The 24303-nt window shown below is 59.8% G+C and carries 20 protein-coding genes; 14 read left to right on the top strand and 6 right to left on the bottom strand.

From position 1 onward, the window contains the following. Positions 1–29: 29 nt before the first annotated feature. Positions 30–1085, top strand: a complete 1056-nt coding sequence (locus M0D64_RS10750) for a HoxN/HupN/NixA family nickel/cobalt transporter (RefSeq protein WP_266257623.1) — start codon at positions 30–32, stop codon at positions 1083–1085. A gap of 55 nt (positions 1086–1140) precedes the next feature. Beyond that, positions 1141–2142 carry a GlxA family transcriptional regulator gene (locus tag M0D64_RS10745; protein WP_154564929.1) on the top strand — a complete coding sequence of 334 codons (1002 nt, stop codon included), beginning with the start codon at positions 1141–1143 and terminating at the stop codon, positions 2140–2142. Between the two features lie 31 nt (positions 2143–2173). Here the strand turns inward: M0D64_RS10745 and M0D64_RS10740 are convergent, their stop codons facing one another. Next, complete coding sequence (locus M0D64_RS10740; RefSeq protein ID WP_266257811.1) at positions 2174–3814, bottom strand: phospholipase C; 1641 nt, start codon at positions 3812–3814, stop codon at positions 2174–2176. Between the two features lie 749 nt (positions 3815–4563). On the opposite strand from M0D64_RS10740, the gene M0D64_RS10735 reads away from it, so the two are divergent. The 5 genes from M0D64_RS10735 (at position 4564) to M0D64_RS10715 (ending at position 10323) form a co-directional block, all read left to right on the top strand. Further along, positions 4564–7329 carry a TonB-dependent receptor gene (locus M0D64_RS10735; protein WP_266257622.1) on the top strand — a complete coding sequence of 922 codons (2766 nt, stop codon included), beginning with the start codon at positions 4564–4566 and terminating at the stop codon, positions 7327–7329. Between the two features lie 53 nt (positions 7330–7382). Further along, positions 7383–8429 (top strand): YncE family protein, encoded by a 1047-nt coding sequence (locus M0D64_RS10730; RefSeq protein ID WP_266257621.1) that lies wholly within the window; start codon positions 7383–7385, stop codon positions 8427–8429. Positions 8430–8534: 105 nt separating this feature from the next. Further along, positions 8535–9146, top strand: coding sequence for a MotA/TolQ/ExbB proton channel family protein (locus tag M0D64_RS10725; RefSeq protein ID WP_154564923.1), 612 nt, complete (start codon positions 8535–8537; stop codon positions 9144–9146). Positions 9147–9177: 31 nt separating this feature from the next. Continuing rightward, entirely contained in the window at positions 9178–9588 is a 411-nt protein-coding gene (locus M0D64_RS10720) for a biopolymer transporter ExbD (protein WP_168435882.1), read from the top strand. Positions 9589–9684: 96 nt separating this feature from the next. Then, positions 9685–10323, top strand: coding sequence for a hypothetical protein (locus M0D64_RS10715; RefSeq protein ID WP_266257619.1), 639 nt, complete (start codon positions 9685–9687; stop codon positions 10321–10323). Positions 10324–10390: 67 nt separating this feature from the next. Here the strand turns inward: M0D64_RS10715 and M0D64_RS10710 are convergent, their stop codons facing one another. Further along, on the bottom strand, positions 10391–11416 hold the full coding sequence (locus tag M0D64_RS10710; protein ID WP_266257618.1) for a YncE family protein: 1026 nt from the start codon (positions 11414–11416) through the stop codon (positions 10391–10393). 271 nt (positions 11417–11687) lie between these two features. On the opposite strand from M0D64_RS10710, the gene M0D64_RS10705 reads away from it, so the two are divergent. Beyond that, on the top strand, positions 11688–12752 hold the full coding sequence (locus M0D64_RS10705) for a LysR family transcriptional regulator (RefSeq protein ID WP_266257617.1): 1065 nt from the start codon (positions 11688–11690) through the stop codon (positions 12750–12752). Between the two features lie 102 nt (positions 12753–12854). Further along, positions 12855–14009, top strand: coding sequence for a porin (locus M0D64_RS10700; protein WP_301717506.1), 1155 nt, complete (start codon positions 12855–12857; stop codon positions 14007–14009). 191 nt (positions 14010–14200) lie between these two features. Here the strand turns inward: M0D64_RS10700 and M0D64_RS10695 are convergent, their stop codons facing one another. After that, on the bottom strand, positions 14201–14953 hold the full coding sequence (locus M0D64_RS10695) for a TetR/AcrR family transcriptional regulator (RefSeq protein ID WP_266257615.1): 753 nt from the start codon (positions 14951–14953) through the stop codon (positions 14201–14203). Between the two features lie 230 nt (positions 14954–15183). Between M0D64_RS10695 and M0D64_RS10690 the strand changes: the two genes are divergently transcribed. From M0D64_RS10690 to M0D64_RS10675, 4 genes are all read left to right on the top strand, one after another. Further along, on the top strand, positions 15184–16596 hold the full coding sequence (locus M0D64_RS10690; RefSeq protein WP_266257614.1) for an MFS transporter: 1413 nt from the start codon (positions 15184–15186) through the stop codon (positions 16594–16596). A 114-nt stretch (positions 16597–16710) separates the two neighbouring features. Then, positions 16711–18288, top strand: a complete 1578-nt coding sequence (locus tag M0D64_RS10685) for an MFS transporter (RefSeq protein WP_154562018.1) — start codon at positions 16711–16713, stop codon at positions 18286–18288. A gap of 158 nt (positions 18289–18446) precedes the next feature. Then, positions 18447–19781 carry an MFS transporter gene (locus M0D64_RS10680; RefSeq protein WP_266257613.1) on the top strand — a complete coding sequence of 445 codons (1335 nt, stop codon included), beginning with the start codon at positions 18447–18449 and terminating at the stop codon, positions 19779–19781. Between the two features lie 38 nt (positions 19782–19819). Beyond that, entirely contained in the window at positions 19820–20812 is a 993-nt protein-coding gene (locus tag M0D64_RS10675; protein ID WP_266257611.1) for a LysR substrate-binding domain-containing protein, read from the top strand. Positions 20813–20838: 26 nt separating this feature from the next. Here the strand turns inward: M0D64_RS10675 and M0D64_RS10670 are convergent, their stop codons facing one another. Then, positions 20839–21642, bottom strand: a complete 804-nt coding sequence (locus M0D64_RS10670; RefSeq protein ID WP_154562012.1) for a class II aldolase/adducin family protein — start codon at positions 21640–21642, stop codon at positions 20839–20841. A 363-nt stretch (positions 21643–22005) separates the two neighbouring features. Here M0D64_RS10670 and M0D64_RS10665 point away from each other — a divergent pair, with 363 nt between their 5' ends. Continuing rightward, the gene (locus tag M0D64_RS10665) at positions 22006–22440 is read left to right on the top strand and encodes a helix-turn-helix domain-containing protein (protein ID WP_266257609.1); all 435 of its coding nucleotides are present in this window, start codon (positions 22006–22008) and stop codon (positions 22438–22440) included. Positions 22441–22548: 108 nt separating this feature from the next. Here the strand turns inward: M0D64_RS10665 and M0D64_RS10660 are convergent, their stop codons facing one another. Both M0D64_RS10660 and M0D64_RS10655 read right to left on the bottom strand, forming a co-directional pair. Then, positions 22549–23034 carry a MarR family winged helix-turn-helix transcriptional regulator gene (locus M0D64_RS10660; RefSeq protein WP_266257608.1) on the bottom strand — a complete coding sequence of 162 codons (486 nt, stop codon included), beginning with the start codon at positions 23032–23034 and terminating at the stop codon, positions 22549–22551. A 205-nt stretch (positions 23035–23239) separates the two neighbouring features. Next, positions 23240–24301 (bottom strand): serine hydrolase, encoded by a 1062-nt coding sequence (locus M0D64_RS10655; protein ID WP_266257607.1) that lies wholly within the window; start codon positions 24299–24301, stop codon positions 23240–23242. Positions 24302–24303: the final 2 nt, after the last annotated feature.

Genomic DNA, 24303 nt, shown 5'->3' with positions numbered 1-24303 from the left:
CATAACGAAGTTTCATCAGGATATCTACCATGCTCAAGCAACTGTCCAATGTACTCACCGGATCCGATCCGCAGGTCCAGCGCAAGCTCTTCGGCATCTACGGCCTGCTGTTGGCGACTAATGCCGCCGCGTGGATCTGGGCGTTCGCTTCGTTCTGGGGCCACCCGGTCCTGCTCGGCACCGCGTTCATCGCCTATGGACTGGGCTTGCGCCATGCGGTCGATGTCGATCACATTGCCGCGATCGACAACGTGACCCGTAAGCTCATGCAGGAAAAGAAACGCCCTGTCGCCGTGGGGTTATTTTTCTCGCTCGGCCACTCGACCATCATCGTCATCGCCTCGCTCGCGGTCGCAGCAGTCGCAAGCGTGCTGAACACGCGCTTTGCCCAATACAAGGAATTGGGCGGACTGATCAGCACGTCGGTATCGACCGTCTTCCTGTTCGTGATCGCGTTCCTGAACCTGCTGATTCTGAAATCGATCTTCCAGGCATGGCGCCACGTACGCGCAGGCGGCGCCTGCGTCGACGACGACTTCGACATGCTGCTGGCCGATCGCGGCTTCCTCGCGCGGATCTTTCGTCCGATGTTTCGGCTCGTCGCGCGCAGCTGGCACATGTTCCCGCTTGGCTTTCTGTTCGGACTGGGTTTCGATACCGCGACCGAGGTGAGCCTGCTCGGCATGTCCGCGTCGCAGGCTTCGCACGGCATTTCGCCATGGGCGGTAATGGTGTTCCCGGCGCTTTTCAGCGCAGGGATGTCGCTGGTCGATACGCTCGACGGTCACCTGATGCTCGGCGCCTACGGTTGGGCGTATCTTAAGCCGATTCGTAAGATCTACTACAACATGACGATCACGCTGGTGTCGGTCGCGGTCGCGCTGCTGGTCGGCACGATCGAGGCCTTGGGCCTGATTTCTGACCACTTGAAGCTCGAAGGCAAGCTGTGGGATGCTATCGGTACGTTGAACGACAACTTCGGCACGCTGGGCTACGTCATCATTGGTATCTTCGCCGCGAGCTGGCTCGTGTCGATGGTGCTTTACCGAACCCGGCGCTTCGACGAACTCGAAACGAGCCGCTAAGCGAGAGCATGCGGCATGCGTCGCGCCAGCCTCGGCTCCATTTTGACTGACACCTATGCGCAAGATCACCGTCGGAATGGTCCTGTTCCCCGGATTCCAGTTGCTCGATATCGCGGGCCCCAAAGACGCCTTTGCGGAGGTCCGCATCCTCAGTCAGGGGGCGTGCGAATACGAAATGCTGACGATCGGAACGACGCGAGGCAGCGTGCTGTCTTCCAGCGGGCTGACGGTCATGCCGGACCGGACCATCTTCGATCCGTGTCCGCATTTCGACACGGTGATCGTGCCCGGCGGCCTCGGCGTATTCGAAGTACTCGAAGACTCGACGCTCAGCGAATGGCTCGCGAAGCAGCACAAGAGTACCAGGCGGATCGCCGCTATCTGCAACGGCGTTTTTGCTTTCGGCGCCGCCGGCATGATCGATAACCGGACGGTCACGACACACTGGATGGACGCCACGCGTCTTTCGTCGATGTTTCCGAAGGCGAAGATCGAACCCGACCAGATCTATGTAAAAGACGACCGCCTCTACACGACCGCAGGCGTGACCGCTGGCATCGATCTCGCGCTGGTCATGATCGAAGAGGACTTCGGCAGGAAAATGGCGCTCGACGTCGCGAAGTATCTGATCGTGTACGTGCGCCGCGCAGGCGGCCAGTCGCAGTTCAGCCCGTTGCTGGAAACCCAGGCCGCCAGCGATTCCCAGATCCAGTCGATTCAGCAGTACCTGCTCGACAATCTTCATCTGAATCATACGACCACGTCGCTTGCGCGTCGGCTCAAAATGAGTCCGCGCAATCTGTCCCGTATCTTCACCAAGGAATGCGGCGTCAGTCTCATCGCATTCCTGAACGACGCGCGCATCGACGCCGCGCGCCGCTACCTCGAAAGCACCCGCCACCCGATCGGCGAAATCGCGAAGCGTTGCGGCTTTGAGAGCGCGGATACACTTCGGCGCACGTTTAGCCGCCGGCTTCAGATCAGTCCCGTCGAATACCGGCAGCGCTTTCGCTCCGGCAATCCGGTGAACGAAGCGGTCCGCGAATCCGGCCGATAACCGGGATTCTTTCAATTTCACACACAGTCGACTAGCGCAGTGGCTGGCCGGTCACTGCATCAAGAAACAACTTGGAGTTCTCAGCCGAGCCGAAGTCGAACATGTTATTGATTGTGCCGGCCATGACATCGAATGAACCTTGCCCAACGCGCGCGCCGTTCAGCCAGTTGTCTTCGATGAAGCGAAGAACAGAAGTTTGGTCGGTCAGCGTATGATCGACGTAGTTTGCCTTCGCGTACGGCGAGACCACAAGCAGCGGGAGACGGGGACCATACCCGCAGCGGCCCTGCACCGGTACACCTGTTAGCCCATCGAGCGGTGTGCCTCGGCCGCAAGTATTCGGACCGTTGAGCGCGTCCTGCGTGCTTGTCGATCCGTTGACGACGTGAGATACGTGGTCATACCAACCGTCCGAATCGTCGTAGGCGAGCACGACCGCCGTGCTCTTCCAGTCGTCCTGTTGCTGGAGAAAGTTGATTACCTTCGTCACGAACGCCTGCTCATCGAGGGGGTCCGAATTGCCCGCGTGCGCATCCTGGTACGCCGGCGCCTTAAGAAAATTGACGGCAGGAAAATTCCCCGCGCTCACCGCCGCGTAGAAGTCGTCGATGTCATATTGATGGTTTGCGCCACCGTCACTGCTGGTGCCGATTGCCGCAACGGACGCAGGACGCTCGTGGTTCGGATTAGCGGTGGACGCGTAATACTGGAACGGTTGATGATGCGGCACGTAGTCGACCTTATAGCCCTGCACCACCGACGAATATGAGCTGCGCGCGCAGCCTGTCGTTCCGTTCGCATTCCTCGCGCCGAGGTCGAAGCCACCCTCAAACCAGCCCCACGAGATATTCTTCGCGTTCAGCAGGTCGCCGACATTCTTCCCCTGCATACCGATTGTCGTGCCCTTGGAACAGACGTCGCCCGTCGGATCGAGGTCACCGACGACTGTCAGGCCGCCGGCGCCGTCGCTAACGATGTTCCGATTGGTCGTATTCGCGGGTGCCACCGTCGCCCCATTCGTCTGCCCGGAGATCAGGTTCAGCGCGCCAGGCGTGGATGGGCCAAACGTCGTGTCGAACGAGTTGTCGTTTAGCGCAAAGTGTTGCGCATAGTTCCACAGCGCGGTAACGGTGTTGCCGTCGTAATACCCCATCACGAGCCCCTTTGTGTACAAGGCACTCGAGCCGCCTGTTGCCGAGGTGCGGCCGGTGTATTTCGGAAACAGGTCCATCGCGCCATTATCGAATGCCAATTGCTCCGGCTTGTAGGCGTGATCTTGCGACGCCGTAAGCGCCTGCGAGCGATCGAGACGGAATGGATCTGCAGCGCCGGAGCCGTTGGCGGCGTTCGTCGAATTCGGATTGGACCTGAGTAGCCCGTCCAGTAGCCCGTTGATCCGTCGCGTATTGGGCAATGTGCTGAAGGTCGGCTCACCGGCCGGGTTCAGCGCATTCGGGTATGTTCCAAAGTAGTGATCGAACGAAACGTTCTCGCCAAATATCACGACAAGATGTTTGATCGGGGTAGCCGTCTGCACTCCATCCTGGGGCCGTGGTACCGAGGCAGTTGCGACGCTCGATGTGACGTCGGCTTCATCACCATACGCTCCGAGCGAGACAGACAGGCAAAGCGCTAGTGCAGTTGCCAAGGGAAATTGCCGACGAACCAACATCATGTCTATGTCTACCTATTGAAGTGTTTCCCAATGCATCGCTTTGCGAACGGAACACGCCCATTCTCGCCTGCACCGGTGTCGTGACTGTTAAGCGACGATTACGAGTTCGTCATCTTCCATCGGAGCCGTCATCTCCGCGTGACTGAGATGACATGTGACCCACACTACAAATGCATATCCGCACCCTCCTCTCGCAAGCATATGCGCGATGAGAACACGGTGGTGTCTAAGCTTTTGCCGCCTCCCCGGCTACCATCCGCCGGCTCAATCAATGATCGTCAAGTGAAGATATTTATCGTACATCATTACGCTCATATCATGTTGAAGCAACATCGACACGACACCGATTCGCCATTTTACAGGCCTATCATGCTCAAAAACAGAGCGTGCAGCGGCTAAAAATAGTGTCGTCACATGACGACTACACTTCCTACTTCATTACCAACGATGACACGCTAGCGTCACAGTAGTTCCGTAAAACGTCTCCCTCGGCGAAGGTGAGCGCGTCGGACATGCGATTCATGATGTCGATCCGATCAACGTCGATGAATACCTGCGCTAGTTAGGCGGCTTGAATCATTTTTAGTCATCCTATCTAGTTGTTTACACGGCGCAATTTTCGAGAAGGTGCCGAACTTTTCACAGTCCCGACACTACAGACGTGGGCAACCAGTCGGGATGTTTGCAACGATTGATGGAGAATCAACATGCCGCACAGGCATATGGCAGGGTTGTTGGTCGGATTGATGAGTAGCACAATTATGACCGTCGCACATGCAGCGGACATGGCGACTTTGCAGGGTCACGTGTTGACAAGCGCGAACAAGCGTCCGCTTGCCGGCGCTCGAGTTCAGATTCGCGAGACGGGGACAAGTACCACCACCTCGGCTGACGGCGCCTTTCGTTTCACCGGGCTTCCGGTGGGCAGATACACACTGGTCGTCACGCCCAGTCGTTCATCCGCGGTCGAACGGACTGTGATGGCGCGCGCGGACGACACCGCAAACGACGACGTTATCGTGGACGCACCCGTTGCCTCGCTCGACCACGTGACCGTCGCGTCGCAGCGCACCGCGAACGTCGTCGCACGTGCGACTCAGCAGAGCGCTCCGAACATGGTGACCATCCGGACCGCCGACGACATCCGCAAGGCCCCCGACGTGAGCGCCGCTGAAGCCGCTGCGCGTATTCCGGGCGTGTCGCTCGAGACGGACTCCGGCGAAGGTCGCTATGTCAATATCCGCGGCCTCGACACCAACCTGAACAGCACCACGTTCGGCGGCATCCACCTGCCGCCGACCAACCCGGCTTCGGCCCAGAACGGGGGGCGTGCTGTCGCGCTCGATACGATTCCGGCCGGCATGATCGGGCAGATCCTCGTGACCAACACCAACAAGCCCGAACAGGATGCCGATGCGCTCGGCGGCACGATCGACATTTCGCCTCGCACGTTGCCCCCTTCGGGCAAGCCGTTCCTGGATGCCAAGCTCGGTTCAGGTGTCGAAACGCTGCGCGGGAGCACAGTTTCGGATGTCGAGATGACAGCGGGTGCGCGCTTCGGCGCGCACGGTATTGCCGGTCTCGGTTCGGGCATCACGTCATATTCCGACGCGCCGTTCACCTTCATCGGTACCTTTGCCTACAACCAGGACCACCGCGGCGTCGACGACGAAGAAAACGCCTATGTCGATGCGCCCGGCGTACCGAACAAGGCCTACGCGCAAACCGACCCGCGTTACTACAACTATCATCGCAAGCGCCTTGGCTACGGCGGCGAACTGGACTTTCAGCCTAACGCCGACAACAAGTGGTATTTCCGCTATTACAACTTCGGCTATACGGAGAACGTGAACCGGCAAGATCTCCAGACCAACTTCACTGGCAATCCGGTCCAGAATGCGGACGGCACGCTCACGGATACGGCGACCTATGCGAAGGGGTTGCGCGACGAGAAGGAGACGCTGCGAACGCAACTTTTTGCGCTGGGCGGTGAAAACAGGATCGGGCCCGGCAAGATCGACTATCGCGCCGGCTTCACCAGTGGAACCTACGACAAACCGTACGACCTGAATTCGACGTTCAACAACGGCGCCCCGGCCACGGTGACGTATTACCCCGGCTCTGACTTCGCGACGCAATCGATCGTGTCAGGTCCGAACCCGGCTAATCCCGCCGGCTACACGCTGGGCCAGATCGTCAACTCGTCGCAGTACGTCAAGACCAATGAGTGGTCGGCCAACGTCAACTACACGCTGCCGACTCACTTCACGAGTGCCGATGACGAACAGTTCAAGTTCGGCGCTGGCCTGCGCCGAATGACCTTCGCCAGCGCGCAGAGCAACTACACGTACTCGCCGGCCGCGGGAATCCCGCTGTCGCAGGCGGTGTTCGGCGCGCCGAACGTTTTCTACAACGGCATGTACAACATTGGGCCGTCCATCAGCGATGGCGTCATGAGCGGCATTTATGGCGCCGCTGCGGCCAACGGCAACGTAACGGGTAACCCGTTGAAGGACGCCGCCGCGTTCTCGGCCATCAACGAGAACATCTATAGCATGTATGGCCAGTATCAGTTCGGCTGGGGCCGTCTGGGGGTGCTGGCGGGTCTGCGCGGCGAATGGACGCAGGATGCGTTCAGCGGCAATCTGATCAACGGCAGCTCCGTCACGCCAAACCAGACGTCGAACAACTACTTCAACCTGTTTCCGTCCCTGCAGTTGCGCTACGATTTCACGCCGACGCTGGTGGGTCGCGCGATCTATTCGAGCACGATCGCGCGTCCGGGCTTTGCCCAGAGCAGTGCGTCGGTCATGGCCGATCCGGGGACGGGAACTGTGACCACCGGCAACCCGAACCTGAAGCCGACCACTTCACAGAACTTCGATATTCAGTTCGAGAAGTATTTGCCGCATGGCGGAATCATTTCGCTGGGCGCGTTCGACAAGTCAATGTCCGACTACGTCGTGGGCGAGACATCCACCGTCTTCAGCTCGCCTTATCTCCAGGGGTATTCGGGCCCCATCAAGCTCGTAAGCTTTGCCAATGTCTCGTCGGCACGTGTACGAGGCATCACCGCCAACTATGAGCAGCACTTCACGCAGTTGCCGGGGTTCCTGAGCGGCCTGGGCGCGGACGCGAACTGGACATGGACCAATTCACACCTGGACATTCGCCCGGGTGAAGACCACACGCTGCCATCTGGTCCGCGCAATTCGTATAACGCCAGCGTGTTCTACGAGCGTGGTCCGTTGGACATGCGCCTGTCGGCCTCCTATGTGGGCAAGAGCCTGTGGGCAGTGGGCAGTTCTGCTGCAACCGACGTCTACACCGCATCGCGCTTCTCGCTCGACTTCGGCGGCAGCTACCAGATCAGAAAGGATGTGGGCATCTATCTCGACGTGCGCAACATCCTGAACACGCCGTTGAAGTTCTACGAGGGCTCGCCGGACCGTCCAATCCAGCGCGAGTTCTACGGCCCGACCGTGATGGTCGGCGTGACGATCAACGAATAACTTTCTTAACACGGTTGAAAATAATGAAACTCAAAACATTTGTGCAATCTGCAATGGCAGTCGGTCTTTCGTCGACGTTGTTGTGCGGCGCGCTGCAGGCAGCACCGGTCGCCGAGCACGCGCAGTTCGAAGTCGCGAAGCACTATACGCTGGGTGGCACAGACGGCTGGGACTACGTTGGGTATGACCCGGTTCGCCATCACCTGTTTATCAGCCGCGCCAGCCATGTCCAGGTCGTTGATACCGACACGGGCAGGCTGGTCGGCGAGATCGAAAACACCGATGGCGTGCATGGCTTCGCGTTTGTCCAGAACCAGAAGCTCGGCTTCATCACCAACGGCCGTGCCGACACCATTACGGTGGTCGATCTCGACACGTTGCGAACCGTCGACACGATCAAAGCGGGTGGCCCGGACCCTGACGGCATCATGTATGCGCTCAACCTGAAGCGCCTCTATGTCAGCAATGGCCACGACAACAGTGTCAGCGCCATCGACCCCGCCACTCGCAAGGTCGTCGCGACGATGCCTGTCGGCGGTAAGCCTGAATCGCTCGTGGCCGACAACGACGGTCGAATCTTCGTCAACGTCGAAGACAAGGGCGAGATCGTGGCAATGGACGGCAAAGCGAACAAGGTGCTCGCTCATTGGTCGATCGCGCCTTGCGAAGGGCCGTCCGGACTCGCAATCGATACGAAGGCCGAACGGCTATTCACCGTCTGCGCGAACAACCGGATGATGGTGATCGATGCTCGCTCGGGGCATCAGGTGGCCCAGTTGCCGATCGGCGGCCATCCAGATGCCGCCGCCTTCGACCCGGTGCTCAAAACCGCGTTCAGTTCGAACGGCGCGGATGGAACGCTGACCGTGGTGCATGAAGACGACGCGGATCACTACACCGTGCTGCAGAACGTGCCGACACAAGTGGGCGCGAAGTCGATGGCGCTCGACAACGACACTCACCGCGTATTCCTGGTGTCTTCGAAATTCGGTTCGCCCCCCGCTGCGACGGCCGACAATCCGCATCCGCATGCGAGCGTCGTAGCCGACACGTTCAACGTACTGGTCGCACAACGCAAGCCGCAGAGCGTCGGCAACTAACGTATAGCCACTGCCTCAACCGCGCCACCGGCGGCATCGCAACGGCGATACCGCCGGTAACGTCGGAAGGTGACACATTCAAGACACAACGTAGAGGGTAGCACCATGCTTCGCAGCATTATCGATTCATCGGCTCAGTCATTCGGCTTGTTGCCTTTGATGGCACTGATCTTTCTGGCCGCGCTCGCCATCATCATCGAACGGCTGATCTTCTTTAGCACCTCCGTGCGCAAAGGCAGCAGCCTGGAATACGACCTCAAGCAGGTCGGCCGGGCAAGGGCCGACGACGTCCAGAAACTGATTCACCATTACCAGGGATCGGTACAAAGCGAACTGATGAAGTCCGCAATCGAATTGCAGGGCCAACCGGCCGAACACTTCGAGCGCGAAGTCGAAGAAAGCATCATGTTCCAGATGAGAAAGCTCGACCGCAATCTGTGGGTGCTGGATACCGCTGTGACGCTTGGGCCGTTGCTGGGCCTGCTGGGCACCATCATCGGCATGATCGGTTCGTTCAACATTCTGGGCGCGTCGGGAACCAGCGACCCGATGGCTGTGTCCGGCGGCATTGCCCACGCACTGATCGCCACTGCCTGCGGCCTGACGATTGCTCTCGTGGGCGTCGTGGCGCTGAACTACCTGAACAAGCGGGTACGGATGGTTCTTCTGCAAATGGATCTCATCAAGTCCATGCTCGTCTCGCGGCTCGCCGCGTGAACCGCGACCACCCCACATACCGGAGAACACCGTGAGAAACCATCGGGCTCACTACTTTGGCAATGACGAAAAACCGCGGATCGAGATCATTCCGATGATCGACATCATGATGTTCCTGCTGGTCTTCTTCATGCTGGTCATGCTCAAGATGATCCAGGGCACTGGCCTCAAACTGGAATTGCCGCAATCGTCCACGGCAGCGCGGCTCGACACGGTCGCCGTGACCGTGGGCGTGGAAAAGGACGGTGAATTGCACCTCGACCGTAATGACATCTCTGCGCCGCAACTGACAGCACGCCTCAAGGACATGGAGGCCACGAAGCAGGTCAATGTCACGATCGCAGGCGACAAGGGGGTCGAATATGAAACGATCATCAAAACCATGGATCTGGTGCGCTCTGCGGGGATCAGTTCAGTCGCGCTCGCGACCGATGTGGACTAGCCTCCGGAGTCAATCAGAATGAACATGAGTATCCCCGGAAAACCCCGTGGCGCGCTGTGGCCGACCGAGACGTCACGGCCACGAGCCCGCAACGCAATGTCGATCGCGATTGTCGCTGCGCTTGCGATCGAAGGCGCGCTAGTAGCGGCCGTGATGTCGATGCGGGTGCCGACGCCTACGCCAGCACCCGCGACGCCCGTTATGCAAATGCGGTTCGTAAAAGCCGTTACACCGCCTCCGCCCCCCCCACCGCCGCCAGTCATCAAGAAGATCGTGAGGCAGCAATCGGAGGCGCCGGCGCCCAGACCCATTGCACGACCGGCCGCGCCAGCACAACAGCACGTTGCTTCGCCAACCGTCGCACCGGTCGCGGTCGCAACGCAGGACGCGCCCTCCAATACGCAGGCTGCGCCAAGCATGCCCGGCCCCACAGCCGCGGCGTCCGGCAACACGACGGCGGCTCCCGCGGAGCCGGCCGACATTGCAATCGTTTGCCCCGTAGAGGCCAAGCCGGAGATGCCGCCGCGGGCGCTCGCTGAGGGAATTGTCGGCGCAGTAACGGCGCGCGCCACGATCAAAGGCGGCAAGGTCGTCCGTGTCGACATCGTCAAGTCGACGCCCCCGGGGGTTTTTGATGCGTCGGTACGGCGCGCGATGACTCAGTACCAATGCAAGGTCGACGGCGACGATCAGGTTGTCGTCGAACAGTCCTTTGATTTCACCCAGACAGACTAGAAAATCGCGTCCTGCGCCTGGAACATGAACTTCGACGGCGACACTAACGTGGTCGAAGTCGCCCGTGTCAGCGGACGCTGAGCACCTGGAGTCCGGCCTCCGATGCCTGGGGGCCCTTCGTGTGGACGACGTACAACCTCTGTAGCGACGGAATATAGATCGAGGTCTTGCCACCGAGAGTGTCGATATGCTGCTCAATGGCGTAATGGTTCGAATCGACCTGTTTAACGACATCGAGGCCGCCGGCGCCAGTCACGTAGAGGCGATGATGGAGTGCGTCGAACGTCATGTCGTCCGAAATGTCTACGATATCGAGAGACTGTATGACCGAGCCGTTACGCGCGTCCATGACGAACAGCTTGCCGGGGTTACGTGACCCGATGAACAGCCGCCTCGTTTTCGGATCGAATGCCATGGCCGAATTGAGGCTTGGACCGGGAACATGCCAGATACTCGCCAACTTGCGGGTATTCAGATCGATAACGCCGATTTCGTTTTTCTCGCGCATGTTCACGAACAGGCGGTGGGTGGAACGGTCGATGACCATCGCCTTCAGTTGTCCCGCAGGAACATCGATTCTCCCGACGACGGAATCGTGGGCAAGCGAAATCAAGCTGATGTAGGCGTTGCCCTTATGCGATTGCACACCTCCGTTGCCGACGTAGAAAATGCCGCCCGGTCGATCCGCGATGCCGGAATCCGGCTGCGGCTCGAGCGGAACGACTTTCTTGACCTTGAAGGTTTTCGTGTCGACAACCTTGACGTTCGCATCGCCCGCATCCGCTATAAGCAGTTCCTTACCGTCGTTCGCCAATACTATCTTGTGCGGAGCCCTCGCGACCGTCTTTACACTTGCAAGGTGCTGGCCGTCCGGCAATCCGAAAACCTCGATGGACCCATACTTCTCGGCTGACACGTACAGACGGGAATGAGCCAGATCGACTGCAAAGTGGTCGAAGTCGCCGCCGGTGACGTCTGGCAGCGGCGTGGTCGAGAGAACCGCCAGGGGGCTGGCCGACGGTCTTGCTGCAAAGGATATCGACGCAAAGCTGAGGCATGCAAGGGCAAGTAGACGGGCGGTGATCGGCATCATTTTTGTCCGGTAGGCAGGGAGCGGAATTCAAAATGACACGCTACCGCATAGATCCCAACCACACGATAACGAATGGATTACCAACTTGAAATATTGGTCCGCCTTTTGTTCCTTAACTAAGTCTTAACCAGGAAAATGACAATCCTGTAATCTGCAGGACGGCTTTGGGTAACGAAGTGGCCGTTATGCTGAGAACTAACCTCCCGCGATTAGGCGCGCGCGTACCCACGCGATTCCAGCCTCGCGAGGAGTTCGACGTCTAGCAGATGGAGTGCCCACCCATGGTTTCTCGCCCACTCACACCGCCGTATTGCGTCCGAAGCTTGTCATCCGGCATGCGCCAGGGAACACGATGAACCAGTTGGCGTCGATACGCATCTTCGCCAAAGTCGCGGAGTACCTGAATTTCGCCGAAGCCGCCAAGCAATTGGGTATTTCCAATTCGGTTGTCACGCGCAGTGTCGCGACGCTCGAGGAACACTTAGGCGTTCGGCTAGTCAACCGGACTACGCGGCGCGTATCGTTGACGGTGACAGGCCAACTGTATTGGGAGCGCTGCATCGAGTTACTCAGGCAGCTCGATGACATGGACGAATGTATTGCCTCCGCAGTGGAACAGCCGACCGGTTCGCTGCGGATCGCGGCGTCGTCGCTGTACGCGACTACGGACCTACCGGACGTGCTTGCCGCTTACCGTGCCCAGGAACCCCGCATGAGTTTCGACCTGACAGTGTTCGACAATATGAGCGACGTCGCGGCCAGCGAGTTCGATGTCTGCTTCAGTGCGGAGCGTCACCTGCGTGATTCCTCGCTGGTGTGCCGACCGCTCGCGCAAACACGCGACGTGATTGTTGCAAGCCCAGACTATCTGGCGCGTCGCCCGGCGCCAAGTACGCCGGGTGAACTGGCCTCGCACGACGTGCTCGTCGCGTCGGATGCGCCGAGCCGCTACTGGGAGTTTCGCGACGCCCACGGCACACAACGCGTCGTCGTGCGGCCGATCCTGAACATACAAAGTCCTCAGGTCGTCAAGCGTGCGGTGCAGGCGGGACTCGGAATCGCGCGCTTATCACGTTCGTTCGTGCAGAACGAACTGGCCAACGGCAGCTTGCGTGCGTTGCTCGGCGACGTGACGCTATGCGGCGACGAACGCACTGTGTGGCTGCTGTATTTCGGGCAGCCGCACATGGCGGTTGCCTTGCGCAGTTTCGTCGATTTCGTCGTGGAGCGCTATCGTCTGAAACCGCTCGAAAGCAAGGCCCGAAGCGACGTACGCGTGGGCCCCGTACAACACCAATCGAGCAATACTGAATTGCTGTGGGGCGAGATTTTGTAGGTCCTAAAGTGCGAACACCTGACGTCGGCTGCACCTGGACGCCGCGCGAAAAGCGCGGGCGATGCACCGGCGCGGCGTTCTTACCCACAAGGATCCGCATTGATGAAAAAACTCCTGATTGCCGCGGTTGCCAATACCGCGCTCGGCTGTACGTTTGCCCCTATCAGCGCGATGGCGCAAAGCAGCGTGACGCTTTACGGTCTGATCGACGAGGGCCTGAATTACACCAACAATACCGGCGGCCATTCGAACATACAGATGGAAAGCGGTTTTGCGCAAGGCAGCCGCTGGGGCCTGAAGGGCTCGGAGGATCTGGGCGGTGGAAACAAGGCTATCTTCCAGTTGGAAAACGGATTCGACGTCAACTCAGGCAGGCTCGGGCAGGGAGGCCGGATGTTCGGGCGTCAGGCCTACGTCGGCCTGAGCTCGGCGCAATTCGGCACGCTGACGATGGGCCGGCAATATGACTCCGTCGTCGACTTCCTCGCGCCGCTCACGGCAAACGGCAACTGGGCGGGCTATCTGATGTCGCATCCGTACGATAACGACAACACCGACAACTCCTTCCGTTTGAACAACAGCGTGAAGTACACGAGCAATACGTACGGTGGCTTTACGTTCGGCGGTCTGTACGGCTTCAGCAACCAGGCAGGTGGCTTCGCGAACAATCGGTCTTACAGCCTCGGCGCGCAGTACGTGGGCAGCAATGTGACGGTGGCCGCGGCTTATATGCAGATCAACAATCCGGGCGGCACGACAGGCGGTTCGCTCGCAACCGACGACACCGACTTTTTTGCGGGCCGTCAACAAGTCTGGGGCGCGGGCATTAACTACACGATCGGACCGACGATGCTCGGCTTCGTGTATAGCCATACGAGCCTGAACGACGCGACCGGCTCGGTCTACGTCGGCAACTTCGCGAACACCGCAAGCAGCCTGAAATTCGACAACTTCGAACTCAACGCCAAGTATCAATTGACGAAGGCCGCGTATGTCGGCGCGATGTACAACTACACGATTGCCCATTTCAACAGCAATGCAGGCAATTCAAAGCCGAAATACCAGCAGTTCGGCTTGATGGCGGACTACAACCTGTCAGTGCGCACCGACGTCTATGTGCAGGGCTTGTACCAGCACGCATCGGGTGGCGGCACGGTGTCGGCCCCGTTGAATACCGCGTTTATAACGGGCGCGGATGCACCGTCGTCGAGCGCGAATCAGGTCCTCGCGCGCGTCGGTATCCGGCACGCGTTCTAAGCGCTTGCGCTTTGCGGTCATCGGGCAGTGTTTGCCCGATGGCCTTGCGCCACGCATTGCTTCGCGGGATCAGTTCGACGCCGATTCTGCTCTGCACGGCCGAAATGGGCCGCCTGATCGCTACCGCCGGTTCGGTCGCCATAAGATTGGCGCGACGCAAGTTCGACCAAGGTGAAAAGCGGGTCGATCGCCTACCTCCGCGTGATGTGCCCATCGCTTGGCGAGGCCGCCAGCGCGTCAGGCTCAGGAGCCAGCGCCGGAAGCAGCGCTGGCGCGCTCGTGAGGAAGGCGCGCACGTGCATCGCAATCACCGCGTCGCTGGGCGTGGTGTTGTCGTTCGAATAAATACGGCGGCGAATCGCAAGGTGGGATACCGCGCCGTGCAGCAACCAACCCACCTCGGTCAGATGAGCCGGATCGGCCGGTACGCCGCGTCCCAATTCGTGCGCCGTCTCAGTGACAATGATCTCAAGCGCATGCGTCACGACGGCATTCGTGTACGTCGGCGCCATTTGCAGATCTTCAAGCGAAGAGTAGAGGAACAGGCGAAGCCACTGCCGCGTCAGCAGGGTGTCATAGTACTCGCGATAAAAAGTATTGAGCCTGCTTTCAAGGGGCACACTGCGGTCTTTCAGTTGCACAAACCACATCGCCTTGAAGGTTCCCACAATTTCGCGCTTGTAAACTTCGTCGATCAACGCAGCCTTGCTAGGGAACAGGCTGTACAGCAAACGTTGCGACACCCCACAAGCCTCGGCAATCGCACGAGTTTGCGCGGTCAGGCCGTGCTCGGCGAAATATTCCGCGGCCTTCTCCAGCACGCGCGCCTGACGCTCGGCACGTGGCAGACGCTGCGGTGCTTTCTTCATCGGCCGCTTGATCGGCGCGCGACCCGCTACGGTCTTGCTGGCCGGCTCTGCAATATCCCTGGGTTTGGCCTTCATAACGCTCCTGTGTCCATCGTCTTTAAAAATAAGTCTTCACATGACGACTTATGGTTTGGTAGAGTATATCGTCCGGGTACGAGGAAGAGTCTCTTCAGGCATCCGGACCCAGCCATTCATTATCTCAGGCTACCGCGAAGCGAACCCCATTTTGATTGCCGCCGACTGCAAACGCCTCAATCTGAAGCGTTCGAGGGCCTGTCGCACAACCCGGATTCCGTGTTCCGCTCATGTCTTTGTCAAGCCGCCAGCCAGTCATCATCGCGCTGATCGTCGCCAGTGCCTATTTCATGGAGAATCTGGATGCGACGGTGATCGCAACCGCCCTGCCCCACATGGCGGCCACGTTCGGCGTCACGTCCGTGAGCCTGAGTATCGGCATGACTGCCTATCTGCTGGCGCTCGCGGTCTTCATTCCAATCAGCGGGTGGGTGGCAGACCGCTTTGGGCAACGGTCGGTTTTCGGTGGCGCGATCATCGTGTTCACCGGCGCCTCGATACTTTGCGGGCTGAGTAACGGCCTCGTCGAATTCACCCTTTCGCGGATCCTGCAGGGAATCGGCGGCGCGATGATGGTGCCGGTAGGCCGCCTCGCCGTGCTACGCAGCACCGAGAAGCGTCACCTGATGCGCTCGATCGCCTATATCACGTGGCCCGGCCTCGCCGCACCGGTGTTAGGTCCAGCCTTGGGCGGTTTTATCTCGACCTATTTCAACTGGCGCTGGATCTTCCTGCTAAACATACCGATCGGTTTGCTGGGTCTGATGCTCACCGCCCTATTCATTCCGAACTACCGCGAACCCACCCGCCGCCCCTTCGATGTGTCGGGGTTCGTGCTGAGCGGTATCGCGCTAACGTGCCTGATGTACGGCATGGTCCTGATCGGGCAACTGGATAGCGATTGGCGCATCACGACTGCCGCGCTGATCTGCGGCTTTGTCGCTGCAGTCCTGGCCATACGGCATTTCGGACGCGCCGAACATCCCCTGATCGATCTTTCGCCCTGGCGAATTCCGACGTTCCGCGTGACCCTCGACGCCGGTTCGTTATATGTCGTTTCGGTTAGCGTCTCACCCTTCCTGTTACCACTGCTGTTCCAGTTGGGCTTCGGGTTGAATGCATTCGCTGCGGGTTTGCTGGTGCTCGCGTACGCGGCCGGCAATCTGGGCATGAAGACCGTCACCACGCCAATCCTCAAACGCTTTGGCTTTCGCAAGGTAATGATCGTCAACGGGGTGCTTACCGCGGCCACAATCGCTTTGTGCGGCCTGCTCTCGCCGGAAACGCCGCGCGCGCTGATCATGCTGGTGCTGCTGGCCGGCGGCCTGTGCCGGTCGATGCAGTTCACAAGCATCAACACGCTCGCGTTTGCGGACGTCCCGCCGCCGCGAATGAGTTCAGCGAGCACATTCTTTAGCATGGTCCAGCAGATGACCATCGGTCTGGGCATCGCATTTGGTGCGATCGCGCTGCATGTTGCGGTCCTGGTTCATGGAAATCACGCACAGCTGTCACTGGCCGATTTCCGGATCGCCTTCCTGCTCGTGTCTGCGCTGGTGCTGTTCTCGGTCCTCTACTTTATCGGCATAGAACCGGATGCAGGCCGGGAGGTGAGTGGCCATACGCGGACCGCACCGCGATAGCGCGGAATTAAACCGGGTGAATCCGCATGTCCTGATGGGCATAACCGTGGAAGTTGAACAGAGAGATCGTCCGTGCAGGAAAAAAGCGTTACCCCGTCCGCCTCGGTTAGTGTTATGCCAGTAGCAGACGTAGCAGTCCCCCGTAGCGCCTCGCAACAGATGCTGATCCTCGTGGGCATTTGCATCGCCGTGCTCGTGCTGCCGCTGAATTTCGGCGGTGCGGCCGTGTCCGCGCCGGCCATCGGCACCGCCTTGGGAGGCAGCCCAGTGGCGATCAACTGGATTCTCAACGCCTTCATGCTGAGCTTCGGCAGCAGTCTAATGGCCTCGGGAGCGCTTGCCGATCTGTTCGGACGAAAGCGTGTATTCGCCATAGGCGTGGTGCTCTTCGCGTTGACATCACTTGGGATCGCCGCGGCGCCGACTCTGTTGTGGGTCGATTTTCAGCGCGCGCTACAGGGCATTGCCGCCGCGTTGGTCCTGGCCGGCGCGTCGGCAGCGCTCGCACAGGAGTTCGACGGACATGGGCGCGCCCGCGCGTTCAGCATGCTCGGCACCACCTTCGGCATCGGCTTGGCGCTTGGCCCACTACTCGCCGGGTTTCTCACGGAGACGTTCGGTTGGCGTTCGTTCTTCCTCGCGGATGCCGCAATCGGCTTGACCGGATTTGCACTCGGCGTTCCGAAGCTAAGAGAATCGTACGACCCCAATGCCACGGGTCTCGATTGGCCTGGCGCCGCCAGCTTCACCGCCGCGCTGACACTCTTCACATTCGGGCTGTTGCAAGGGCCGGAAAGCGGCTGGAGCAGCCCTCTTATCATTGGACTGTTCTCAGGCGCCGTGGCGATGTTCATCGCGTTCGTCTGGATCGAAAAGCGTGCTTCCCGGCCAATGCTCGACCTGTCGCTGTTTCGCTATCCACGCTTCGTAGGTGTGCAGGCGCTCCCGCTAGCGACGGCATTTTGTTACGTTACGCTGCTTCTAGTCTTGCCCACGCGATTTATCGGCATTGAAGGACATTCTGCGATCGACGCCGGCTTGATGATGCTTTCGCTATCGGCGCCGATGCTCTTTGTGCCTATCACGGCTGCATTTCTCACGCGATGGATGTCGGCCGGTGTCATTTCAGCGGCCGGCCTCGTCATAGCGGCGGTCGGTATGCTTTGGTTCGGTGGCATCGCGCCTGACGCGCCATCCGGTGCCCTGACGCTTCCGCTGTTCATCATCGGAGTCGGCGCCGGCCTGCCGTGGGGTCTGATGGATGGCTTGTCAGTCAGCGTCGTTCCAAAGGAACGCGCGGGCATGGCAACCGGCATCTTCAGCACGACGCGTGTCGCGGGAGAGGGCATGACGCTCGCAATCGCCGGTGCGATATTGGCGGTCCTCACACGTCTAAGGCTATCCGATGCACTCGCAGCGTTCCCGCCCGTTTCGCGCGATGCCGCCGCGCAAGCCGCCCAGCGCGTGGCAACCGGCGATCTGCCCCATGCCGTCGCTCTTCTGCCCGCGCTGGGGCAGCCCATTCTCGCGCAGGCATACGATGGCGCGTTCCGCATCCTGCTCCACATTCTCGTGGCAATCACACTGGCCTCCGCGCTCGTCGTGCTGGGATTTCTCGGCCGCACGCCAGCCACTGCCAGCCCGACCGATACCGGCCGCACGCTTTTGGGCGGCGAAGGGGCGGTTGACTGAGTACACGTCCGGAGCGAATGGGTGATCTGTCATGCGCCCGCCTCGATCTGTGACGTTTCCTCACAAAGTCAATATTTTTCGTGCATTGTCGTACCCTCGGTCAGGGCGCCTAATCATCCTCGATGAGCATTCCGTAACGCGTAAATCTGGAGGAAGCCATGGATCTCGGGCCGCGCACACCTGCGATTTCCGATCGGTTGATGAAACGGATCGCCTGGCGGCTCGCGCCGCTGATGATTGTGATGTACATCGCGAACCAGCTTGACCGCGCGAACATTGGCTATGCGGCGCTGACCATGAACGCCGAACTCCACATGACGACGGCGCAGTTCGGTTTCGCCGCAAGCCTGTTTTTTCTCGGCTATATTCTGTTCGAAGTGCCGAGCAATCTGTGCATGCATCGGTTTGGCGCACGGCTGTGGATGACGCGCATTCTGCTGAGTTGGGGTCTGCTCTCCTCGCTGACGAGCTTCGTCCCCGACTCCCGCTGGCTCTATATCGCCCGCTTCTTTCTTGGCGCGTTCGAAGCCGGGCTGTTTCCGGGCATGGTGTATTACCTCACGCTGTGGATGCCGGCGCGCAATCGCGTATGGATGATGTCTCTGTTCGTGACGGCAATCCCGCTGACCGGCGTGCTCGGGGCACCGGTGTCCACCTGGCTGATGACGCATGCGAACGTGTTCGGCATCACCGGCTGGCGCGCAATGATTCTGCTGGAGGGGATGCCTGCAATCGTCCTGGCCGGCATCGCCTATTTCTGGCTGACGGAAGACCCGTCCCGCTCCCGCTGGCTTTCCGCTGCGGAAAAGAGTGAAATCGCTGCGGCGCTGGCTGCCGAACGGGCCCAGGCGGCGGCCGCCACCTCGCCGTCCAGCACCTGGAAGGCGCTCGGAAATCCGAAAGTCTGGGCGCTCGGTGTCGTCTACTTCGGCACCAACGCCGGCATCATCGGCTTGCTCTATTTTCTGCCGCAAGTCATCAAAACGTTTGAAAGCACTTTTGGGGTGAAGTACAGCCTCATGGATATCGGGCTGATCACGGCGATTCCATTCGGCGTTGCCGTTGTCGCGACGCTGATCTGGGGCCGTGTGGTTAGCCGCCATCAAGTCGGTGCCCGGCATGTGGCAGGCCCCCTGCTGGTGTGCGCGGCTGCGCTCTCGGTGGCCCTGCTGCTGAAGTCTCCCTACCAGTCGATCATCGCCCTATCGATCGGCTCCGCGGCCTGCTTCTGCAGCATCACGACCTTCTGGCAGTTGCCTAGCCGCATCCTCACCGATCGCGCCGCAGCAGCCGGCATCGCGCTGATCACGAGCATCGGGGTATCGTCAGGATTCTTGCTGCCCTATTTTATCGGTTGGGTGAAGGATACGACCGGCACGTTTGTCCTCGCATTTGTCGGCATTGCCGCGACGATGGTGCTCGCCTCGATCACGGTCACGCTGCTCGAAACCCGCTGGCGAAAAATTGGCCAGCCACAGCTTGCCAGTGAATAAGCGTGGCCAGCGCCTCGCCGTGCCAAGGACTATTATCGATGAATCCATTGCCCATTTCTTTTCGCCAGCAAGGATTCTCGATGCGCCGCGGTGTCCCTAGTCTCAGTGCGCTGCAAGCTTTTGAAGCCGCCGCGCGACATGAAAGTTTTTCGAAAGCTGCGGTCGAGCTGTCGCAAACGCATGGTGCTGTCTGCAAAAAGGTCAACGAGCTCGAGGCTCATCTGGGCATCCCCCTGTTCGAGCGGGTACGCCAGCGCCTGGTATTGTCCGCGGCGGGCGCAGAGTACGCGCGGCGAATTCGCGTCCATCTCGACCAGATTCGCCGCGATACGCTCGAGCTGATGCGCCAGCAAAGCGAAGTGAAGATCCAGTTGGCCGTCGGCGTGACGTTCGCGTCTCAATGGCTGATTCCGCGTCTGCATGACTTCTACGAGCTCAACCCGGACCTGCAACTTCACATCATGGGACGCGACCAGCCGACGTTCTTCGACAATTCAAGCTTCGATGCCGCGATCTATTTCGGACAGAGCCTCTGGCCCGCGATGCCAGGACAGCCGCTCGTGAGCGACGACAGGATTCTGGCTGTCTGTGCGCCCGGGTTGATCGGCGGGCGCGAAAGCTTGAGTAGCGAAAGGATCGGCGCGCTGCCGTGGATTCACACACGCGATCTTCCGCGCGCGTGGCTTGCATGGTCCGAAAGCGCGTCCACGCAGGTCACCGAACATAGTGCGGCGAACCAGCACTACGACATGTTCATCATGGCAATCAACGCCGCGATTTCCGGACTGGGCGTGGCCTTGCTTCCGCGTATCCTGATTGAACGGGAGTTGCGCAGCGGTGCACTCGTCCAGGTGCATCGTCATTCGATCCCGAATCCGGAGACTGTCTACTACTCGTTTCCCGAGCAGAAACGTGACTGGGAGCCGCTTAAACGCTTCGATCAATGGCTATGCGCGGCCGTGCGCGACTATCGTGAAGGCTGCCAACGCGACCGCACGGCAGCCTTCGAAGCAACGCTTGCGCCAAACTGAGAACGTCCGAACGAGGACGTCCGTGTTCACGCGAGTTCGCGCAGATCAGGGCTGTCGCGCAGGAGTTGCTGGTAGAGCCCCTGGAAGTTGAGCCATGCGACGTAGTCGGACCCCAGTTGCGCGCGCGTTGCCCGCGCGTCCTCGTCCGATAACGGCTCAATGGGACCTGCCGCCTCGGCCAGCAACTGCACCTGGCAGCAACGCTCCATTGCGATGAAGCGGTACGCCGCGGCGTCGACCGATGAACCGACGGTCAGCAGGCCATGATTGAGCAGAACGGCGGCGCGCTTTGTGCCCATCGTCTCCGCGATTCGGCGCCCCTCTTCGGTGGCGAGTACGACTACGTCGCCGCGAAAAAGCACGTGATCGTCATAGAAGAGACAGGCTTCCTGATTGAGCGGAGCAAGGAGCCGTGCGCGCGCTGAAAATGCCCGGCCGGAAGGCGTATGTGTATGGGCTGCTGCAACGACATCGGGATTCGCGCCGTGGATACCGCAGTGAATCGCCGCAGCAGCGGCGTTGACGGGTCCGGTACCATGATAAACGTTGGCCTCCTCGTCGATGCAAACGAGATCGTCGGGATGGATTGACGAAAAATGCTGCGCGTACGGGTTGACCCAAAACCGGTCGTGAAACTCCGGGTCGCGGACCGTGATATGCCCGGCAATGCCTTCGGCCAGCCCGAATCGCGCAAAGATGCGAAATGCCGCTGCGAGTTTGAGCTTGCGATGTTGCCGTTCATCGTCGAAGCTGGCGAATACCGGCGGCTCCGGCAAGCGTCCGCCGATTGGTTTCGGAATCTGCAACTCGCGGACTTCCGCATGGCCCATGACATACTCCTTCGTGCTGGTCGGAGTCTTGATTTTCGTCTGCACAGAGGAGACAGTCCATCGACGATTTGTCACAAGATCGCTTCTTGCGCTCACAACGCGCGGCCTGGTAATTCGACCGTGGCATCCAGATATGCAAGGACGCGTCCGAAGCCGAAGCTTGAAACAGGCGTACGTAAAAATTCAATCGCAAGTGATTCGATAGTCATGCGATACTCGTTATTTGACAAACCGCACCCGCGTCGGATGCTGTCCGATTAACTGAGGCATGCTGATTAACCAGGCAGGCCAACGATCATGTCAGCCACATCAGGCAACCACATCAGGCAACCACAAAACACCTCGCGGCCCCATACTTTCCCCATGGAAACAAATTGCGACGATGCGCTTTGCGCCGACGACAACGCGCAAAAGAAAACCGATGATCTTGCGCGCGACATCATTGAGCAGATCGCCGATAAGTGGACGATCCTGGTGATCGATGCACTTGGGACTGACGGCGAGATGCGTTTTTCGCGCCTACGCGAACACATCGGTGGCGTCAGTCAGAAGATGCTCACGAAGACGTTGCGCCAACTTGAGCGCGACGGCCTGGTTTCACGCCACGTGCATCCGGTGATACCGCCGCGCGTCGACTATCGGCTGACACCGCTCGGAGTCAGCCTTCTGGACAAAATCTGCGGCATTTGGGATTGGGCCGAAAGTCACATGACCGAAATGGAAGCGGCGCGGTTGCAGTTCGATCGCGGAGAAAAGCTGGCCCCCACCTCGCGGTCACCCGACGGTGTGACGCTTTAGCCGGCAAGGTTGAAATCATGGCCGAGATCGCCGCGGCGTCGGAAGAGCAGAGCATCGGCATCGAACCGAACGACTGCAGCTTCGTGCGCAACATATGACAATAATGATTCAGGCGGTGCGCTTGCGTCGTGCCGGCGGGAGCGTCCATTCACCGCCCTCCTCAACGTGTTCCGTCAGCTTGTCGACGCAGTGAAAAAGCACTCGCTTTTCCTCCGCCGACAAAACGGACATGAGCTGCTCGTCGAAGATCTTGCCGATCCGATCGCACTTGCGGACGATTGTCTTGCCCTTCCTGGTCAAGTTCAGGTTGATGACACGTGCGTCCGCCGTGCCGGTAGAGCGCGTCAGCAAGCCGCGATTGGCTAGCGTGGTAACCAGCTTTGAAACCAGCGTCTTTTCAAGGTATGTCAGCTCGATCAGCGGACCGAGGGAGATACCCGGCTGCATATCGACGAAACGCAGCACGCGCAGGTCGCGCAGGGTGACATCGCATTCGGCTTCGTAGAGGCCAGACGCCACGCCCTTGGCCAACTCGCTTAGTACGTCGAGGCGGAAATTCAAATGCTCCAATCTTGGATACGGCGCCTTCGACATGTTGTTCTCCCATTCACGTACTCTGATTCAGTTGCACACTACAACATTTGAATTTTACGCGTTCCTTGCACGAAACATACCATCGTATGGTAACTCCCCGTACGTGCAGACAAGCCGGGCGATTGCCACACGGCACGAGCATGCCGCAATGCGCGCAACGGGGCAAGCGCGCACGATGACTGTGCAGCAAGCGGATCGATGCTGATTAGCCCCTCGCGCCTGCGTCAATCGCCTTGAGCACCAAACCGAAAAATTCGTCGGCATGCGCCGGGTTGAGCCAGCGCACCACCACCGCAAGTTCGCGTTCCGGTTCGATCCAGGTGAACGAACCGCCCGCACCGATTGCGAAATAGCTGGAGGCCGGTACGCTCGGAAAGACACTGCGCTCGTGGTTGAGCCAGACCAGGTAGCCATAGAACGGTGCGATCGCACACGGTGTCAGCATGCGCTCCAGCCACTCGCTGGAGACGATCCGCTCACCGTTGACGCTGCCCTGACCCAGGAACAATTGGGCCACCTTGATCTGGTCCTGGGCGCTGATCGACAGGCCGCCACCCCAATGCGTGCCGCCCGGAACCGACTGCACGCGCTGCCCGCCCACCTCCACCCAGGCATTGTCGTAACCGACCCATTGCCAGTTCCCGCTCGCGCCGAGTGGCCGCATGATCGCTTCGCGAAACACCTCTGGCAACGGGCGGCGGAACAGGTGCAGCAGCGCCAGCGAAAACTGGTTGATGCGCACGTCGTTGTATTCCCAGTAGGTGCCGGGAGCCCGTAACGGCCGTCGATCTCCCTTCTTGCCATCGGGCTCCTTGCCGAATTTCACGTATCGGTAGTGGTCGGCCTCGTCAGGTAAGCCGAAACACACGCCTTGCCATTCGCTCGTCTGCTGCAGCAGATGCGCCCAGGTCAAGCTCGCGTTGTGCTCGTCATCAAAGCCGATACCAGGCACGCGCACGTGCACCGGCTCATCGACATCGGGCATCAAGCCGCGATCGTGCGCAACACCGGCGAGCAGTGCGAGATAGGTCTTGGCGATGCTAAAGGTCAGGTCGGCACGATCAGGTTCGCCCCAAGAAGTGAGCGGCCGGCCGGCCCGCGTGATGACGCCGGACACGGGGCCACGCCCATGCACCGGTCCGAGCAGCCGGTTCCAGGGTGGTGGGTCGTCCGGATGTACGCCCCATACGCCATCGACCTCGCGGTCCCAAGGCGTTTCATGATCGATCGCGAATTGCACAGCATGCTGGAGATTGGCAGGTTGCATGA

The organism is Paraburkholderia sp. WS6, from assembly GCF_030464835.1.
Classification (GTDB): Bacteria; Pseudomonadota; Gammaproteobacteria; order Burkholderiales; family Burkholderiaceae; genus Paraburkholderia; species Paraburkholderia madseniana.
Note: the sequence above shows the minus strand (reverse complement) of the source record. Positions and strands in the feature narration are given on the sequence as shown.

Excerpts from the sequence above, each read along its gene's own strand:
- M0D64_RS10750 (WP_266257623.1), top strand. The coding sequence starts at position 30 with ATGCTCAAGCAACTGTCCAATGTACTCACCGGATCCGATCCGCAGGTC.
- M0D64_RS10745 (WP_154564929.1), top strand. The coding sequence starts at position 1,141 with ATGCGCAAGATCACCGTCGGAATGGTCCTGTTCCCCGGATTCCAGTTG.
- M0D64_RS10740 (WP_266257811.1), bottom strand. The coding sequence starts at position 3,814 with ATGTTGGTTCGTCGGCAATTTCCCTTGGCAACTGCACTAGCGCTTTGC.
- M0D64_RS10735 (WP_266257622.1), top strand. The coding sequence starts at position 4,564 with ATGAGTAGCACAATTATGACCGTCGCACATGCAGCGGACATGGCGACT.
- M0D64_RS10730 (WP_266257621.1), top strand. The coding sequence starts at position 7,383 with ATGGCAGTCGGTCTTTCGTCGACGTTGTTGTGCGGCGCGCTGCAGGCA.
- M0D64_RS10725 (WP_154564923.1), top strand. The coding sequence starts at position 8,535 with ATGCTTCGCAGCATTATCGATTCATCGGCTCAGTCATTCGGCTTGTTG.
- M0D64_RS10715 (WP_266257619.1), top strand. The coding sequence starts at position 9,685 with ATGTCGATCGCGATTGTCGCTGCGCTTGCGATCGAAGGCGCGCTAGTA.
- M0D64_RS10710 (WP_266257618.1), bottom strand. The coding sequence starts at position 11,416 with ATGATGCCGATCACCGCCCGTCTACTTGCCCTTGCATGCCTCAGCTTT.
- M0D64_RS10700 (WP_301717506.1), top strand. The coding sequence starts at position 12,855 with ATGAAAAAACTCCTGATTGCCGCGGTTGCCAATACCGCGCTCGGCTGT.
- M0D64_RS10695 (WP_266257615.1), bottom strand. The coding sequence starts at position 14,953 with ATGAAGGCCAAACCCAGGGATATTGCAGAGCCGGCCAGCAAGACCGTA.
- M0D64_RS10690 (WP_266257614.1), top strand. The coding sequence starts at position 15,184 with ATGTCTTTGTCAAGCCGCCAGCCAGTCATCATCGCGCTGATCGTCGCC.
- M0D64_RS10685 (WP_154562018.1), top strand. The coding sequence starts at position 16,711 with ATGCCAGTAGCAGACGTAGCAGTCCCCCGTAGCGCCTCGCAACAGATG.
- M0D64_RS10680 (WP_266257613.1), top strand. The coding sequence starts at position 18,447 with ATGGATCTCGGGCCGCGCACACCTGCGATTTCCGATCGGTTGATGAAA.
- M0D64_RS10675 (WP_266257611.1), top strand. The coding sequence starts at position 19,820 with ATGAATCCATTGCCCATTTCTTTTCGCCAGCAAGGATTCTCGATGCGC.
- M0D64_RS10670 (WP_154562012.1), bottom strand. The coding sequence starts at position 21,642 with ATGGGCCATGCGGAAGTCCGCGAGTTGCAGATTCCGAAACCAATCGGC.
- M0D64_RS10665 (WP_266257609.1), top strand. The coding sequence starts at position 22,006 with ATGGAAACAAATTGCGACGATGCGCTTTGCGCCGACGACAACGCGCAA.
- M0D64_RS10660 (WP_266257608.1), bottom strand. The coding sequence starts at position 23,034 with ATGTCGAAGGCGCCGTATCCAAGATTGGAGCATTTGAATTTCCGCCTC.
- M0D64_RS10655 (WP_266257607.1), bottom strand. The coding sequence starts at position 24,301 with ATGCAACCTGCCAATCTCCAGCATGCTGTGCAATTCGCGATCGATCAT.